The following is a 19,834-nucleotide window of genomic DNA, read 5'->3' as shown; positions in this document are numbered from 1 at the left end:
ATGTGGCAATTGGAAAATGGCACCACAGTTTGGTTTGAGTACAGTGATGAAACGCCAAATCAACTGCTTGTTGATTATCGTGGTTGGGGTGGCAGCCAGCATCTACCCGCAGAGATGCGTCGCGCAGCGCTGCAACTTCGTCAAATGGGCAAATTTGGCTATGGTGGATTTGATAGCGACCAACTTACGATGCTGAACTCTGCTTATCCAAATCGCATCATGGCATTCGTTAATCAAGACAGTCACGGTTTCATTGGCTCTTCAGACACACGTTCTTTGGAAAACTGGCTACAAAATATGTACCTACAGATCACCGCCCCACAGGTAGATGAGAAGCTATGGCATGCAACTCAACTACTGATTGAGCGTGGGATTGAAAATCGCCTAACAAGCTCTAGCGGTCAGTTTAATACAGCTATCGACGAAATTCGTTACGTAAACAACCCTGAACTACTTAGCCTAACTAAAGAGCAGCTGCATGATATCAACGCCGATGATCTACTCACCGCGTGGCAGTCTCTGTTTTTAAGCGCAAAGGGGCATCAATTGGTTATTGTTGGCAATGCAAACGCACAAGAGGTCATCGCTCTTGCACAGCGATACGTGGGTAGCTTACCTAGTAGCAAGCAATATCATGCCAAATCACTGCCTAAGTTTGGTAAAGGCAAACACACCATCCACATCGCTGCAGGTGAAGAACCAATGGCCGTCACTAGCCTGATGTTTAACCAAGATATTAACTATGGCAGCCAACTAGAGGATAAAGCCTACTTATTAAGCCGCATCATTGCTAACCGTCTGCGTGAGTCACTGCGTGAAGCTGCCGGTGGCGTTTACTCTGTGCGTTTTGGCATTCGTTTAGATCGCGAACGTGATCAGGCATATGGCATGGTTAGCTACAGTCATGATCCTGCCCGTGGTCAGGAGCTAAAAGCGCAAGCCCAGCGAGAATTGAATAAGGTTCTTCAGCAAGGCATCACAAAACAAGAATTGGATGAGGTCGTAGCGCAAACCAAACATGCATTGCAAGCCGATAATATGACTGACCGACAGCGCATGAGTTACCTCAAAGCAGCCGCACAGTACGGTGATAGCCTCACGGCGGTCGAAAACTACCTTGCTTGGGTGGATAGTGTTACAGCAGAAAGTTTGAACAACTTGTTAAAACAGGTGCTTAACACCGATAACTGGATTGATGCGACCTTAGTCCCAGCTTAAAGCGCTCAATAATTTCGTTATATACATCTAATAAGGCACATGCGGCGCAAGCTGTATGTGCTTGAGATTTTTAGGTCTCTCATGGCAATTCTTAAACAATTTTTCACTATCTCGAAGCCTTACTGGCTAAGCCGAGCGAGCGCGCTCTCTTGGTTGCTCTTGCTCGCGACGATCACGCTTTCATTATTGCTTGTGCAAGTGATGGTAAAACTCAATGTCTGGAACAAAGAGTTTTTTGATGCCCTTGCCGCATTGGACGGTCCGTTAATTTATGACTTATTACTGCAGTTCGTCGGCTTAGTCGCTGCAATTGTGCTGATAAAAGTGTATGAAAAATGGCTGCAACAATGGGTTGAGATCCGTTGGCGAAGCGCGCTTACAGAGCAACTTATGACCCGCTGGCTTAGCAAACAGAACTTCTATTATTTAACGCTCACTAATGAACCTGATAACCCAGATCAACGTATTGCCGAAGATATTAAGTTATTGACAACAGACACTCTCAAGCTATTGATAAATTTTATCAAAAGTGTGGCAACGCTTTCGGCATTTAGTATCGTACTCTGGAACTTGTCTGCGGGATTTCTGTTGCCGGTCTTTGCCGACTTTTCCGTTTCTGGCTACCTACTTTGGCTCGCTATCATCTATTCCGTATTAGGTGCAGGCATTACACACTTTTTCGGGCACAAGCTGCATAACCTTTTCTACCAACAACAAAAACGTGAAGCAAACTTCCGTGCACGTTTAGTTCGCAACCGCGACAGCTCAGAACAGATCGCATTGATGCAGGGTCAAAAAACCGAAAAAGCGACCCTAGACGGAATGTTCGAGGAGATTGCGCTTAACTGGAAATCTCTCATGGGAAGAGAGAAGAAACTGGGGTTGGTGGTCAATACCTATCACCAAATTGCGGCTATGGTGCCCTACTTCGCCGCCATTCCAGCACTGATGGCAAAAGTCATCACGGTTGGTGGATTGTTCCAAGTGAAAATGGCGTTTATGAAGGTCTACGCTTCACTCAGCTGGTTTATCTTTAGTTACGACGACTTAACCCGCTGGAGTGCAACCGTGGTGCGTCTTGGACAATTTATTGATGCAATGGATAAATCTGAGCTGCTACAAAAAGAGGCAAGAAGCTCTGAACAGCACCAAGGTATTCAAAGCACAAAACTCAATATCCAGCAACCGAATGGTAAAGCACTCCTCAACAATCTAGATCTCAATATTGCTCAAGGTGAATCAGTGATGATTCAAGGGGCTAGCGGGCTGGGTAAATCCACCTTACTAAGAACACTAGCTGGTGTGTGGCCGTTTTACCAAGGGCACTATCAAACCGATAGCGACGTACTGTTGCTACCGCAAAAACCGTATCTTAACCAGTCAACACTGAGAGAATGTTTAAGCTACCCAAATCAATCAGGGTCTGATGCGTCGATTTATCTCTCGGCTTTAGAGTCGGTCGGTTTATCTGATCTTAAAAATGAGCTAGATAGCCAAGTCGAATGGTCATTAAAACTCTCTGGTGGTGAGCAGCAAAAGCTCGCGTTAGCCAGAGCGCTAATCGCAAAGCCACGCGTACTAATTTTAGATGAAGCAACCAGTAGCTTGGATGAAACAACGGCTAGCACCTTAATTAAAAAAGTGCAGCGCGAGCTTTCGAGCAGTACCATCATTATGGTGAGCCATCAAAGCACCTTGAAAAATCTTTTCAACCGCACCGTGGATCTCAACCCGTTTGCCCATGATCACCAGGTAGACAAGGTAAAGCGGAATTGTAAAACAGACAATCTAACTGTCAAACTAAGCTAGACTACGCAAGACGAAAAAGGGCGATACATAATGTATCGCCCTTACTATTTATTCAGCTTGCTTACTGTTTGTTTTTTGCACGAATCATGCGGTACAAACGACTGCGACGCTCAGCTTCACCTTGGTTTGAATCACTAGGGTTATTCATGCGTGAACGACGGTTCTTAAATGCTGGCTTAGAGTGCATTTTCTCCAACAGCGCATCGCGGTTTTTCGGCTCGTAGCCTTCTAGCTCTTTACGGTAAATACGCTGACCAATTAACGACTCAACCTGTTGCAACGTTAGCTCTTCTTCACGGTTAACAAATGATACCGCGTGGCCTTTTTGTCCCGCACGACCAGTACGACCGATACGGTGTACATAGTCTTCCGCTAGGAATGGCATATCAAAGTTCACTACGTGAGGAAGGTTTTGGATGTCCAAGCCACGTGCTGCAACGTCAGTCGCAATCATTACACGTGCTTTGCCTTGCTTAAATTCATCCAACGCACGGCGACGTGCGCTTTGTGCTTTATCACCATGGCAAAGTACCGCTTTGATGCCATCTAGTTTCAACTCTTTTAGCAACTCGTTCGCGGTTTCTTTGTAATTAACGAAAACCAATACTTGCTGCCAGTTTTTGCGACCAATCAGCTCAGATAAAAGCTCACGCTTACGCTCTTGCTCAACCGGATAAACTACGTGAGCAACCGTCTCTGCCGTCACGTTCTCACGTGAAATTGCGATACGTTTTGGCTGACGTAGGATTTTGCCTGCTAGCGTATTCATTTGCGCAGAGAACGTCGCAGAGAAAAGCATGGTTTGAGGTTTAGTTGTGACACCCGCCATGATCTTTTCAATTGCCGAGATAAAGCCCATATCTAACATACGGTCCGCTTCATCAAAAACAAGGAATTCAAGGTTTGCTAGAGAAACATTTTTCAGCTCTAGGTGCTCAATAAGACGACCCGGCGTTGCAACCAGAATATCAACACCTTCAACCAATGCCTTCTCTTGCGAAGACATCTTGGCACCACCATAGATAGCCACTGTTTTTACTGCAGTGTGCTTAGTGTAGTCAGTGATGTTTTGTGCGATTTGCGCTGCAAGCTCACGAGTTGGAGCTAAGATCACTGCTCGTGCTTGATGACGATTTGATGCTTTCGGCTTATCCAGAATATTTTGGATAATCGGTAATGCAAACGCAGCGGTTTTGCCCGTACCTGTTTGTGCATTCGCAAGAATGTCATGACCACGACGAGCCAAAGGAATCGCCTTTTGCTGAATTGGAGTTAGCTTCTCGTAACCACATTCAGTTAATGCTTTAACGACTTCTGGTGAAAAATTTTGTGATGCAAATGACATTACTTGTTCCTAACAAACTACTGCGGAATGCACAAAAATGGCATTACCAAAAACTTGACCGGTGATTATAGAGCAATAAGCCGGTAGATGGGACTACTTTTAACTATTTGATGTAAAGGGCTCCACAGAAGCCCTTTACATCAAGTTTAAGAGTTACATCTGATCGTTGTTTGTTAGTTTAATAAACTCATTGATAATCAGATCATCCATCAGACTCGCGCTGCCGCCATCAATGGTATATCCAGCTTGGTTCTCCAAAACAATGGTTTGCACAGTTTCGCCGTCTTCTTGGTCCAGAATCTCGATATTGATTTTATCACCATCTTTAACTGCGTTAAGACGCCCAAGGATATCTTCCATTGAATCATCGCTTTCGAACACTTCCGATAAATCAATCATATCTTTCTCACCGCCAAGCGATTTATCAGCGTTGAAATCCGTAATACTATCAACCTGCGGATTCGCTGAATCAATATCTGCCGCCTTCCAGACAAAGATATCTTGACCGCTACCACCAGTGAGAATATCGCTACCTAAGCCACCTTGAACAATGTCATCCCCTTCTCCTGCTAGGATTTGATCATCGCCAGCACCACCTTCGAGAATATCGTCACCATCACTACCAACAAGTAGATCATCCCCTTCTCCGCCAGATAAAGTAACTCCATCACCGTCATCGAGGTTAAACAAGTAATCATCTTCGGCACTACCCAAAATTGACAGACTCGCATCGGCAGTGACATTAATCGTGACAGGCTCTGAGAGTGCTGGGTCTGCCAAACCATCAGTAGAAACCGCTCTGATTTCAATTGCGGTGTCCGATACGCTAACGCCAGCGGGCACTTCAATAGTAATATCGGTGTCGCCACCTGGCGGTACATCGGCTTGATAGAATCCATCGCTATTAAGAGTCGCTGTAACACCGCCGACTTTGATTGTGGTTCCTGCGGGAACGTTGTCGAACCGTACAGATAAGCTCTCACTTGCAACGGCAAGTGCCGGAATCACGCCGAGAAGTGGGATTATCGCCAATTGGGCATCATTGATTGCCACTAAGTAGCGATTGCGCTCCGCTTCCAATGTCGGTTTGTCGCTCACTGGATTGACCTTAACATCAACCGTTATTTGGTCGCTGGTTAACGCGTCGTTAATATCGATAGTACCATCGCCGTTAACGTCACCGTTATTGCCATTATCAGAGACTTGGACACGAATTTGCGCATCCTCATGGCTATTCTCATCACCAATAAAGAGTAAGCCTTTTTCGCTGGCAACCTCACTGCCACTTAGGAGTTTGTTTATTGCTTCAATCGTGCCATCAAGCACTATGTTGCCATTACCATCGCTACCAATCGTGATGTTGTTGTCGCTGGCAAATTGAGTAGAGTCAGCACCAAACGACAGGTTACCGCTGGTATGACTAATAGTGACGGTCATATTTGCATCAGGATCATCAATCACATCCGCATCAGAAATTTGAATGCTGGTAATGGATAGCTGAATATCTTCATCAACCTCATACGATGATTGTGCTACCACCACTGGCTTGTCATTGTCTGGGGTAATGTCTAACGTCACGACTTGCGTTGTAATAGGACCTAATGCGCCATTGTCGTTCGAACTTACGTTAAGGGTAATCTGTGGGTTATCCCCTCGCCAAGAATCGCTGTTGTAATCAGTGCCAGTTAAATCCAACTGGATGCTTTCCACCTGCTGCAAATTGGTTTCCACAATCCAATTACCGGTATAGACGCCATTATCCAGCTCTTGATAAGCAATATAGTCGCCGCTATCAAGGTCTGCCCCCTTGGTAAATTCGGGTAGTAAAATCGACACTCCATCTGGGATATTTTCAACTTTAATATAAACGGTTTCAGGAGCGTTTTCGGTATGATCCGCAGCGCTAATCGAATCTGTTCTATCGAGAATACGAGCATCAATCTTAATGTCGACAAAGCCTGTATCTGCGCCGCTATGCTCAGCGCCAGTGGCTTGTTGGTCGATGCGGGTATCGATGTTATCGCCAACTGCCGCAACATTAACTGTAATGCGTCCACCTTGTTGCTTCGGCTGTTTGTCCACTTCCTCTTGGGTGTACACTATGTAGCCAATGTTGGCGCTACCGCTGAAGTTCTCCGCTGGCGTAATTTGAATATCGCTCAGATCAACCGTTTCACCGACTGGTTTAACAATCTTAATACTCCATACGCCACTACCATTATTGCTGACTGCAAAATCACCGGAAGTGGAAGAAACTAAGAAGTCTTGTGGTACATCCGTCAATTTAAACGATACAAACTCTTCCGAACCATCAATATCATCAAGGGTGAAATCAAGAACTGACAATGACATTGGTGTGTCTTCACTGCCATCAATCACCTTATCGCCTAATGATTGAGTGGTGACACCATCCACAATAGATTTAACGTCGATATCAAATGTTTGTTTAAACGGCGCAGTTACCGAACCAACGTTGTCCGTTTCATCAATAATAGAGCCATCAAGGGTAATCGTTAACTTACCAGCAAAGTCTTTAGATGGCGTAAAGACGACCTCTGCTAATACTTGTTCTACGCTAACACCGTCTGGTAAATTCTCCGCGGTGATGCTCAAACTACCATCACCGTTGTTGGCGACCCCCGTATAACCAGTGTCGGAGGTTACCGCACCAACGGTTGAACTGACTTTAATTGAAGCGAAGGACTCTACACCTTGTGAAAGATCTGTATCTTCATCTTTGAAGGTAAACTGATTTAGATTGAGCGTAACTTGGCTATCTTCATAGGCAGTATTTGCTTTAATTGAGTTTGGTGCCTCTTCACCTGCGGTAAAGTCCGCAGCCTCAACCGTTTGCACCACCACACCATTACCTTTAGTCACACCGTCGACAACTGGCGTAATCTCAAAGTTGACTTGCTGAGTGACCACATTTTCATCGCCACTATCCATGTCCGTAATAACCACTGAAATAGGTATAGTGAAATCACCAGCAAAATCTTCAATTAAAGTAATAGCTGCATTGCCTAAAGCCCCCTCTTTTAGACTGCCGTCACCGTTAACATCATCGGCATCAATGGTGAACGCATACTTGCCGTTAACGAAGTTTTCTTCACCAGTACCTGATGTGACTCGCTTAATCTCTGGGATATTGGATACATCAAACACGATAGTGATTTGATCGTTAGTTGAGCTGTCATCCAAATTAGCTAACTCACTAAAGATAAGTTTCTCACGCAAGGTATCATCCAATCGAATTTTAGTATCTTCTGTTCCCTCGATGGCTTGCGTGTTATCTATGCTGGCAGATGCCGCCTCTCCGCTGACCGTTCCACTTGGATCAGGATCATCAAAGGTAATTTGGAACGACTGAGTATCTCTAACCGCATAACTGACTTCGCTTTCATTGATACTATCTTCGCCATCTTCACCTCGGTCTATTACCAAAGCGTGAACTTTAACCGTTACTGTTTCATCGACACCATTTGGTGCAAATACAATAAACGAATCTTCATTGGTTACCGTCCAAGTGCCATCACCATTATTGATAGCGCCCTGCACATAAAGCTGATCAAGCACACTTTGGCTTGCGCCTGCAAATTCAATAACAACCTGACTCACTCGCTCATCTTGATCGGTTTCAGGGTTTGGCGCACCAGTAGAGTCCGCGTCAAGATCAATAAAGTTGACTGAATAATCAGCATTGCTACCAACAAAGCTGCCTCCTTGCGCCTCTTTATTGATGGTAAAACTCACCGAACCAACGCTGTTCGTCTGAGATGCTGCGATGCCAGTATCAGAGTCATCAATAATATTAAGTTCGCCATCGTCTTCAACCACAGGTTGAAGATCGACATTTAACTTGCCGGTGTAATCGACCGTTTTACTAAAGCCCGTTGCTGAATCGACATCAACTTCCGTCACTGACACAGTGCTATTTAGCACAAAGTCAGCACTGGAATCTTCAGGTGTTACCAATGCAGAAATTTTTAGATTACCCGCTGTTAGTTCTGCCCCATCAGCAGCGATGATCGTCACTTCATTTGTGGCATCAAAGCTGTACTTACCAGCGCTTGGTGTGGTTGCCACTCCGTCAATCAGCACTTGTCCTATCGCATTATTCGCTGCGATAGTGAGCGCGATATCCGTTAGTTCGGCATTACTCTCACCATCATTTCCAGAAATGACTAATTTGCTAACAAACTCATGGTCTCCACCTGATTCTCTATCCTCGAGTTTGCCTGGATACCATTTTACATTGTTAACCTGATCTTCAAGTGGCGTGTAGTTGTTATCGTTACTATTAACGATGAAGTTATTATTAAAGCCTGAAATAATTGGATTAACTTCAATAAAAATATCTTTTTCTGTCACCAGCTCATTACCATCATTTTCAGTAACGATAATTTTAGCCTTGAGCTGAATATCTTCCGTGTTATCGGTCTTTGGTGAGATCTTAATATCAGCTTGACCGATATCCGCCTCATATTGAGCTTGACCGTTTTTCATTCCCGCATATGTCAGGCTAATTTCATTGCCGTCAGTATCTTCTATTTTGTAGTCAGCTAAATTGCCACTCGCGGCGTAAAGTACTACGGTCACTTTCTCTGAACCATCAGGACCAGATTTGTCGTAGCCGGTTTCGCCACTAAACACTGAGAAATCGAGCAAAATTGAGCTGTTTTCATCAATCGGTGTGGTGGTTTTAATACCGCTGATCGCGCCTTGATTGTCAGTAACAACTTGCCACACATCGTTGCTGTCAGCAGCCATCATTGGTGCATCGGCAATACCTTTGATATCAACGGCGATAGTTTTATCACTATTGCCCATTGTCTGGCTGTCATACTTGACTTCGTTATCTGCATAAGTTGCAGTGTCGCTCACTTTGACTTCAACCTTAAATTCAAAATCAGTGTTGCTGTCTTTAGGAGGAATGATGCCAGTTAGTCCCGACTCAATCAGCGCATAATCGACAATAATGTCCACATCAACATCAATAGTCTTGTCCGCTGGGTCATCCAGCGTAATTAGCGTTGCAGTTAAGTAATCATCTGGGTCAACTATCAAGTGAGCTTTGCCGTTAAGGAGAATCGCGTTATCCCCGACACTATTGAAGTGCGTGATAATCGTGCCATCTGGTAAGTCTTTAATGTAGACAAATCGGCTTTCTGATCCATCACTGTCTTTTAGATCATTCACATGGATATGGTCTTTAAGCTTAAACTCGGTATCTTCATTAACGCGCACACGCTCAACTTGGTAAGTAATGTCATCAACAATTGGCGCTACATCTACCGTCAGCGTAGTTTCACTAGAGTTGGTGCTATCGGTAAACGGTTCATGGGAAATGGCTTTAACATCCACCAACACTGAACCACTGAAATCACCTTTTGCTGCTAAATATACGTTATCGATTCCTGCGCTGGTAAAGTGATAGACGCCATTTATATCTGGGGTTATCTCATCGCCGTTCGATTTAACCAGCTTATGATCCGCCACGATATTCACATCACTAAACTTAAGCTCATAAGTAATGGTTTCTGCACTGGCGTCAGACTGGTCGACTGTCTCAAAGGCAAAGTCGAGTTTAATTAAACTGTCTTCATCACCGCTTGCTTCTGCCTCAAACGAAGCTGCCATCGTCGGTTTGTCGGCAATACCGTCTACTACAATATCAATTTTGCCATTGCGCGTTTCAACTGGGTGCCCTTCTCGTTCAACCTTAACTTGGACATTGACTTCAAAGCCATTTGAGTCAGTTGAATAGTGGTCATCTGGTCGGTAGAAAATGTTATCAATCGAAAGAACATCGGTTCCCGAAACATCCAGTTTATCTTCCGATAATCTTCCACTGACTTCCATTCCATTACCACTATTTGGGTCAATGTAGAAGAAGCTACCTCCCGGAGGATTGCCGAGCAACAGCGATTGAATCTCTTCACCATCGGCATCATGCAAATCAATTTCAATTGTAACCGCGATATCAGTATCTTCATCGCCGCGAACAGGATCAATAACAAGCTTCGCTGCTTTGTCACTGATGGTCAGATTGAGTTTGGCGGTATCAATATCCCCATCGTTATCTTCGCCTGTCACAATAAAGTGTGTATTTAACTTGCCAAGTTGATGATCGACTGTACTATCAGAGTCAAAACGAACACGTAAATGACCATTTTTCTCAAATACTTTAATTGAACCAATTAATTCCCATTGATCATTTGAGTCTTTCGCGTAAACAGTTTGGCTATTGTTATAACCAAGCGAATCAATATCTAATGACGCCGCTTTGCTATTACCAAAACCAAACTCATTATTATCAGCGACATCAATTTTAGTAATGCGTAAGCCATCACCTTGAGCAAAATTGAGCAGTACATCTTTGGCTTGAGCCTTACCTTCTACAATAGATATAGATTTCTCAACGACATTGGGCTCCGCGTCTTTCAGTTCAACTTCAATGATTGATTGATTACTTGAATCACCATCAAAATCGTACGCCGTGACTGGAAGTTTTAATGTCAGAGAATCGGTACTAGCGCTCGGATGGTCGACTGGTAATAGCAATTTGAAGTCCACTTTACCCAAATCGCTATCGGTGTAATCAGAGTTAATCTTGAGCTCAAATACAGTTTGTTTTGAACCGTCAACATCAATGTAACCACGATAACCACCAGCTATCGCCTCATATTGAACCGTTTTTCCACCTGACTTCAATCCGTCAGTAAGTTCAACATCAGCTTGGCTAAACAACTTAATTGCTGCTGTATCTACCTCAAACTTTTCAATGTTGTCCGAACTTGGCGCGAGTTTTATGACCGTATCATCATTCTCAGCATTGCTACTTGAGCCTAGACCATCTTCATCAACCATCATTGGGCTAATTTGTGTGATACTTGGATCGGTACCATCGGTCAGTGTCAACAGGAAAGAGGTCGAAGCACTGTCGCCATCAGTATCTGTAACGGTCGCGTTAAGCGTCAGCACAATATCGTTGCTTAACGGATTGTCCAGCGGTTGATATTGCTCTACCGTTACATTGCCGTTGTCTTTATCGACCGAGATATTAAGCACTTCCGTATTAGTGCCTTTAATATAAAGCGAGTAAGACGCATCGTTGCTTTGGACTACCAAATCTTGGCCACTGCTAGTTAAGTCAGCAAGCTGATAGACACTACTATCCGCCAGAGCAAAAATGACAGTGTCAACAGCATCCGTCCCACTACTGATGGTCAACATTTGATTGAACGAATCATTGGCTGGCGTATTGGCAGCCATATCAACGGTTTCAGTTAAACTCGCATCGTTGTTCGCGATGATGGTTGGCGTTGTACCATCGTTAATATTGATCGTAATTTGCGCGGTTTGCGGTTCATCATCGGTTGAACGGCTAGTCACCGTCACTTGCAACTGACTAACATTCTCTACTGGTTGGTCTATGGCTCTGAACTGAGTCACGTCATAAGTGCCAGCAGCTTTAAAGTTAGCATCGCCGAAGACACCAACATCTTCCGGATAGTAGGTTAACTCTAGTACTTTCTCACCAGTGACTTTGTCAGTCAAAATGACGGAAGTATCTGTCTCCGTTACTTCAATATCGTTACCATTACTACTCCAACCTTTGAATTGATTGGCTGCGGTACCATGTACTTCATCATAGTTTTTAAGAGATACGGTGGTTTGGTGACCATCCGGCCCCGGATTTAAATGAGTATCACCGCTAACGCTTGAACTGGTAAAGTCGCCCGAGCCATTTAACGTTTCAGTCAGCGATTTGGTGCTATCTTGGATACTGGTGTCAACACCATCTGAGATATCGACTGTTACCGTCGCCTTAACATCCGCATCATCCGTTGAAGAAGCGATAATGTTAAATACAATAGTGCTCTTCGCTCCCACTTGATCTATTGGTCGCGACTGTGTGACCTCATAACTACCATTACTATTTAGCTTGAACTCAAGCACTTCGGTGGCAGGGTTATCTTTATAAACTAAGGTGTAAGTGTTACTGACCGAATCAAAATCAACCGCAAGTGCATTTCCTTGGCTAGTCCAATTAGTTTCAATCACGTTGATATCTGCGGTGGTCAAATTCACCGTTAGCGTTTCTGCGCCGTCAGAGCCTTCAGCAAGGTTAACGTTGCCGTTTGCCGTTACCGCTACAAACTCATCATCAGCATTATCCGTCTCGGTCCATGCTTCAGTGACGTTACTTATTGACGTGTTTACGCCATCTTTGAGGTTCACTTTAATTGGGGCAACCGTATCATCACCATCTTTGTCAGTTGCCACAATCGCTAGATTAAGTACATCAATATTAGTGGTGTCATCGTTGGCATTATCAATAGGCAAGTACTGCTTAACTGTATAGCCGCCTCCAGTGCCACTATCGAGTACAAAGGTGATCACATCTTTACCTTGACCACCATCATCTAGATACACTCTTAGCGTATCATCGCTTACGCTGTATTTCGTCTCTTTACCTTGGGTGGTAATGCCATCCAACAAGGTATGCAATGCTGCATCATTTTGCCATTTAACAGCATCGATACCGTCAACGCCAGCAACGAAGCTCACGCTATCATGCTGACTAATCGCGTTCTCTTCAGTTCCATCAAGCGTTAACGTCTCATTAAGTTGCACTGATGATGTGCTGTTACCCACCGTGATATCTTGACCATCAGCAACAGTGAGTTGGATCTGTGTTGGCGTTGGATCACCATCTGTATCTGTGGCGACTAGTGGTAACAATATGACGGCAGAATCTATCGGTAACTGAGCTTGGTCAAACGGTTTATATTGAGTGATGCTGTATTCACCATTCGCCTTGCCTTGTCCATCTTTGCTCAGCGTCGCTTGCAAGATATAGTCTGCAACATTAAGTGGCTGATTTTCGTTGGTAGAAACGACAATACTGTCTCCACCATTAATCACATGCACAAAGGTCTCAACTTCGTCGACCGTGATATTATTCAGTACAGAATTAGTATCATTGTCAGCGACAAATTTGAGGCTCGCTAAATGGTCACTTCCGCTGGTTAATCCAACGTTAAGCACTTGCCCTTCGCCATCGGTAGTAATGGTATTAATTGATGAAACTTCGGTCCATGCCACTTCAAGTTCACCTGAGAAACCAATATCAACGCCATCTTTGATTTTCAATGTCACATCAACAGAATCCATATCGTTATCACCATCCTTGGTGTGCACCTCAAGGTTGGCAGTCAAAACATCTGCCGTGGCGGTTAAATCTGTGTGCAAAATATCGGAATTGGGCTTAAATGAAATATCGCCATCTCGCGTGATGTATACCGTACCGATACCACTGTCATCCGCGCCTTTGGCATCAAGTGCAATCGCATACACTCCTTGAGCATTTGGCGTGTAGTCATCCAACTCATAACTCTTATTGTCGTAAACGATATGGGTCACTTGGTCGCCGTCTTTACTCACATCAGCAAAGATGTTTTGCACCTCGGTTGTGCTACCTTGAGTACCTAATGTAGGTTCAGTGATGTCATCGAATAGAATCGACGCTTTAAGCGTAGAAACATCATCAATCAGATTGACTGTAACATAAGCCTGCTGGGGTCCCGTTTGACTGGCATCGCCATCAAAATCGGTTGCCACTACCGGCAATTTCAGTAACAGAGAATCGGTACCAGCATTTGGATGATCGACCTCTTTAAGTAAGGTGAACTCCACTTTGCCGAAATCGTTACTGGTATAATCGGAATTAACCGTGACTTCAAATACACTTTCCTTGTTAACGCCACTACCAATGTAACCAATCAAGCCCGTGTCGGTCTGCTCAAACTGCACCGTTTGGTTGTCAGCCGTCAGCGTCATCGGAGCATTGTTTTGGTCAGTCACGATAATACCGACATCTTTGATTTCGATGGTTTCAATGTTGTCTGAACTGGCTTCAAACATTAAGGTGGTAGAATTGACTTGCGAGTTGTCGCCAGCTTCTCCTAGCCCTTTTTCAAACACATCTAGGCTAGACACTGGTTTTATCTGCGGATCCTGCCCATCAATCAAAGTTAGATTAAAGTGGTTGCTGCCTGGATCGCCATCGGTGTCAGTCGCTGTGACCGAAATCTTAAGCTCAATCTTATTGTTTAGCGGGTTATCAAGTGGCAGGTATTGTTCAACCGTAACATCGCCACTTTGTTTGTCCAACGAGATATTAAGAACTTCGGTATTGGTTCCTTTGATAAACAGCGAATATGAACCGTCTGCACTTTTTACTTCGAGATCGCGTTCTTCACTCGTAAGATCCGTCAGTTTAAATACACTATCATCCGCTAACGCAAAGAAAACCGTATTGATATCATCAGTACCACTGTTAATATCCAGCAGTTGCGTAAAGGTCTTTTTCGCTGGCGTTGCGGCATCCATATCACTTGTTTCAGGAAGACTTGCACTGCCATTGACATCAATCGATGGTGTTACGCCATCTTTGATATTAACGGTGATTTGCTTGGTGAGCGGCTCATCATCTGTCGACGTCGCCGTCACATCCACTTTGAGCTCGCTAATATTACCGATTGGCTGATCAATAGCTGCATATTGAATCACCTCATAGCTGCCGGCTATTTTGTTGCCTACGGCTTCTGGGTAGTAGATCAGCTCCAGTACCTTGTTATTATCCTCATCCAGCACAGTAACAGTATTGGCAGTGGTGGCAACCGATGTCTGTTTGCCATTACTCGTCCAGCTATCAATCTCATCCGCATTCGCAAGGGAAATACTCGACTTGGCACCATCAGGACCAGGGTTCAAGTTAACATCACCACTAATCGATTTAGTGGCGAACTCACCATCAGAATCGACGGTTTCTTGCAGCGTAACTACGTCATCTTGCAGGGACGTGTCTACGCCATCACTAACATTTACCGTTAGGTTCTTGGTAATATCAGCATCATCTGTCGATGAAGCGGTGACCGCAAAAACTAAACTACTGGTGCTGCCCTGCTGATCGATTGGCAGCAATTGTTCAACTTTATAATGACCTTGGCTATCGAGAGTGACAGTTAATACTTGTGTATCAGGATCGGCTTTATATACCAGCGCGTAGCTGTTGTTATCCAGATCTTCAACCACTGAAAGCGGCTTGCCTTGACTGCTCCAATTGTCATTGATGTCATCCATTTGTGTTTGGCTAAGCGTCAAAGCTATCGCAGATACACCATCGACACCGGGTTTGAGATTGACATTCCCTGTGGTCTCGGTTTGATTAAAGTTGTTGTTCGCATCATCGGTTTCAGTCAGGTTGACCACGCGATCGGACAAATTCGTCTCTAAACCATCGTTTATGGTAATCGCAATGTTGGCACTCGTTAGCTCATCATCAGTTGAATACGCTTTGACGGTAAGGTTAATGATACTTTGCTCGCCATTTACCTGATCCAAAGGTAAAAACTGCTCTATTGAGTAATCACCCGTATCATCATCAAAAACAAACTCTAACACCACGCTATCAGCATCATTTTTGTCGACCAACTTAAAGTCATTACCATCGCTAACAACTTCTAATTCTTTGCCTTGACTGGTCCAAGAGTTCACCACTGATGGCTCATCTAACAAAACTTCCACTTTAGAAACACCATCTACACCAGCTTTTATCGCGACACTGTCAGCGCGGTAGCCGTAACTCTCCTCTAAGCCAGTACCCGTTTTTAATTCGGTGTACTCAACACTGCTGTTGGTTAATGTTGTTTCCACACCATCTTTAATGGTGACATCAATAGTTGCTTGTACATCGGCATCATCAGTAGATTTAGCCGTCACCGTAAATGCCAACTTACTTTGGTTCGTGCTATCTTGGTCAATCGGTTGGTACTGAACGACTTGATACGCACCACTCTGCTCATCGAAGATAAACTCTAGAACTTTGCTGTCGGGATCGTCTTCATACACTAAGGTGTAATCATTACCCGAGTTGACCAGATCCAGCGGTCTGTCTTGGCTAGTCCAACTCATCACGTCGGTGTCATTATCTAAAGAAACCGAAATGTCAGATACGCCATCAGAGCCTTGTTTTAAGTCTACTGTTCCCGTTTTTGCCGCGCCAAATTCATCGTTAACTTCTTGGTATGTCAAGCTGCTATCTGTGAGTTTGGTTTCTACGCCATCTTTTAAAATGACATCGACATCCGCTTCAACACTGTCACCATCGGCATCGGTAGCAACAATCGAGAGAACAATCAGATCCTTATCATCACTTTGATCATTGTCTATCGGTAAGTATTGCGTTACGTAGTAGCAACCGCTTTTGTCTGCGTCTAACTCAAAGATAATTACGTTATTTTCTTGTCCATTACCATCGGTGGTAAAAACGCGGATAAATTGATCCGTGATCTCATAATCCGTTGCTTGCCCTTGGCTTGTGATTGCCTCCAGAGCAGCCTGCATTTGCGGCGTAGCCTTCCACTCGACACTATCTATCTCGTCTGAACCTTGTTTTAGTTCGATAGATGAATGACGAGTAATTGAATTTTCCTCACTACCATCTAGGTTTTTCGGCTCTTTGATAAAAACAAACGAATCCGGATTACACACCGTGATGTCTTTACCATCAAGTACGACTACGTCAATCGTGTCTGAACTGGTATCGCCATCAGTGTCCGTCGCTGCAAAAGGAAAGTTAACTGTCACCTCATCCACTTGGTCAAACGCTTGGTGTTGTGTCACGCTGTAAGCACCACTTCGCTCACCAGCATTATTTTCACTAAAGGTCGCCTGTAATATATACCCACTCGTATCATTCGAGTCATTACTTAAAGACACCACCACGCTTTGTCCCTCGTTTAGGATATGCACAAAGGTTGCAGCCTCATCGAGCGTGATATTATTAAGCACTGAGTTGCCATCGTTATCAGCGACAAACTGAAGGCTCGCTATCTCATCGCTACCGATTTGCAAGCCGACATTGAGAGGCGTGCCGTCGGCATCTTCGGTGAAGGTTTGTGACTTTCTCTTTTCGGTAAAGGCAAGCTCTAACTCACCGGTAAAATTGATGTTGTCACCATCTTTAATCTTGAGCGTAACATCAACCGAATCAACATCGTCATCACCGTCTTTAGTAAACACTTCGAGGTTAGCGGTGAGAATGTCATTGATTGACGTTTCATCGGTATGCAAAATATCCGAATTGGGTTTAAACGAAATATCACCATCACGGTTAATGTAAACCGTGCCGATTGCGCTATCGTCATTGCCGACTGGATCAAGTGCGATTGCATAAACACCAGCGCCATCGGGTGTATAGTCATCTAAGTTGTACGACTTGTTGTCATAGACAAAGTGAGTCACTTGGTCGCCATCTTGGCTAACATCACTGAATATATTCTGTGTTGACGTGGTCATGCCATCAACACCAACTGTTGGTTCGACTATTTGATCAAACAGCAACGAATCTTTGAGCGTGGAAACATCATCAACGACTGCGATGGTCAAAATGGTTGCTTGCGCGCCATCAACAGCTCGATTTGAGTCAGATTTATCTTCATCACTATCAACCGCATAAACCGGAAAATCGAGGTCATAGCGGTTATTGTCTGCACTACTAGGATCGGCTGGTCCATTGTGATCAAGTGGTTTTAACAACTCAAAAGTGTAACTGCCATCTGGTTGCAGTGTGATGGTAAAGACGGTTTCACCATTTTCATCTTTACCTACGTAGGAGTGAACAAAATCATCATCGTCAGCCGTGGTGTCAAACAAGGTTACAGCAAGCTCGCCACTTTGCAGAATGCCTTGATACTGGCTGTTAAATGCCTCTACATCGATTTCAAAATGCTGAACCGCATCGCTACCCTGGTAACCAAGCACGCCCTGAGATAAAACTGGATTACCACTATCAAGCTGGCTCTCTAATACCGGAGTCACTGAATTTGGAAGCTCAACACTTGGCGCAGCTCCATCAATAACTTGATAGTTGATAACGTTAGTGACAACGTCACCATCATAATCAATGGATGTGACAGGAAGAGCAAAGTTAAGCGTGTCTTGGTTATTATTTTGTTCAAGCGGTAGGTTCTGAGTGATGGTATAAGTGCCGTCCTCTGCCAAAACGAACGCTAAAACAACTGTATCTGGATTATCTTTGATCGCTAAAGTCAGAGTTTTGCCGTCGTCAGAAAGGGTAACTTCTGTCTCTTGGTTATCGGATAACACGCCTGCAAATTGCGCCATAGCGCCGTCATCAAACCGGATCTCTGCCAGCTCATCTGCACCAAGTTCAAACACACTGCCCGAAGTCTGATAAGGATTATCTGCACTTAGCGTTACCGCTTCGGTGTAGCTTTCATCCACCTCTACCGCTAATTGCTCATCCCCATCTTCAACTGAAACCGTGACTGATATCGGCTGTTTGAGTTCATTACCATTGGTATCAGCACCATTAATGGTCAAATCAACTTGAAGCAAGTTATCTGTAAATCGAACTAAGCCCTGACTACCAGCATCTACGTTGTGATCAATTGGCTTTTCTAGCGTGGTAACCAAACTTAAGCTGATATTTTTTCCACTCTGAACTGCATCAATATCGATGGTAAGAACCGTCTCTCCCTCTTGCGAGCCAATAATCGCATTCGTCGTGGGGTCATAAACAAACTCAACAGCCTTACCAGAAGAGGTAATTTCTTTATTCAATTCATCTAGAAGCGCATTTAAGCTACTTGTGACAGGAACAAAAGAACTAGGGTCAAGGCTCAAGGTACCTGCTACAACGGTTGCGCGTGCAATCGTCTGTTGTGGATAGCTCCCATCCGACAAATTGCCCTCAGTCACTGTAGTCGTGATCACCAAACCACCGTCTGCGGCGACGACATCATTGCCCTCTTCGTAATCAAATTGCTCGCGCTCGTTGCTCATCCCTGCGGTTTCAAACTTCGTCGCTGCGATGGTTTGAGCAAGGTTGAGAGGCACTGTTGCCGACGTTCCTATCGCTGATCCATCTGGAGCTTCACCAGCTTCGGTCGATTCCAGTACCTCGGTGGGATCTTGCCCTTGCAAAATCGCCTGCTGTAATGCCTCAACATCAAGTACGTCATCTGTCGGCTCATTTACCGTAACCAGCTCACCATTGATATTCGCGACTGCAAGTTCTGGTGCATCGACTTGGGCGATATTGATACAGCCCACACAATTCTCGTCGACGAAAACCAGTTCGTTATTTATCGTAACCACTAACTCGGTACCAGAGGGCGTAAATAACAAGTCATTAGGTTTTAGCTCAAAACCTTTATTGGCGATTAACGCGGGCTCACCAGCTCGCATCACGATTGGTTCTCCAACCACTTCCTTAACAATTCCCGGCACTGCAACTGTTTGCTCGCTCATAATGACCATCCCTAGGCTAACTTTGGTTTATTTATCGACCAATATCATTACTAGTAAGGATAGGAAAAAATTGAACTAGTTGCTTAAAAGTTGTTGCATATAGCCAATTTTGAGTTA

Annotated in this window: 4 protein-coding genes; 2 read left to right on the top strand and 2 right to left on the bottom strand. The window is 44.4% G+C overall.

Annotated elements, in window-relative coordinates:
* Positions 1–1,218 (top strand): M16 family metallopeptidase (locus DPF93_RS19780; protein ID WP_114767756.1); only part of this gene is annotated, 1,218 nt, incomplete at its 5' end.
* 81 nt (positions 1,219–1,299) lie between these two features.
* Positions 1,300–3,027: an ABC transporter ATP-binding protein/permease gene (locus DPF93_RS19775; protein WP_164675404.1), complete on the top strand. Its 1,728-nt coding sequence runs from the start codon at positions 1,300–1,302 to the stop codon at positions 3,025–3,027.
* 61 nt (positions 3,028–3,088) lie between these two features.
* Here DPF93_RS19775 and DPF93_RS19770 read toward each other — a convergent pair whose 3' ends face one another.
* Positions 3,089–4,372 carry a DEAD/DEAH box helicase gene (locus tag DPF93_RS19770; protein WP_114767754.1) on the bottom strand — a complete coding sequence of 428 codons (1,284 nt, stop codon included), beginning with the start codon at positions 4,370–4,372 and terminating at the stop codon, positions 3,089–3,091.
* Positions 4,373–4,525: 153 nt separating this feature from the next.
* Positions 4,526–19,717 carry a retention module-containing protein gene (locus DPF93_RS19765; protein WP_114767753.1) on the bottom strand — a complete coding sequence of 5,064 codons (15,192 nt, stop codon included), beginning with the start codon at positions 19,715–19,717 and terminating at the stop codon, positions 4,526–4,528.
* Between the last annotated feature and the right edge of the window lie 117 nt (positions 19,718–19,834).

The organism is Vibrio rhodolitus (assembly GCF_003350325.1).
GTDB lineage: Bacteria > Pseudomonadota > Gammaproteobacteria > Enterobacterales > Vibrionaceae > Vibrio > Vibrio rhodolitus.
Note: the sequence above shows the minus strand (reverse complement) of the source record. Positions and strands in the feature narration are given on the sequence as shown.

Bases quoted from the DNA above. Each gene is read 5' to 3' on its own strand.
- DPF93_RS19775 (WP_164675404.1), top strand. From the start codon at position 1,300: ATGGCAATTCTTAAACAATTTTTCACTATCTCGAAGCCTTACTGGCTA.
- DPF93_RS19770 (WP_114767754.1), bottom strand. From the start codon at position 4,372: ATGTCATTTGCATCACAAAATTTTTCACCAGAAGTCGTTAAAGCATTA.
- DPF93_RS19765 (WP_114767753.1), bottom strand. From the start codon at position 19,717: ATGAGCGAGCAAACAGTTGCAGTGCCGGGAATTGTTAAGGAAGTGGTT.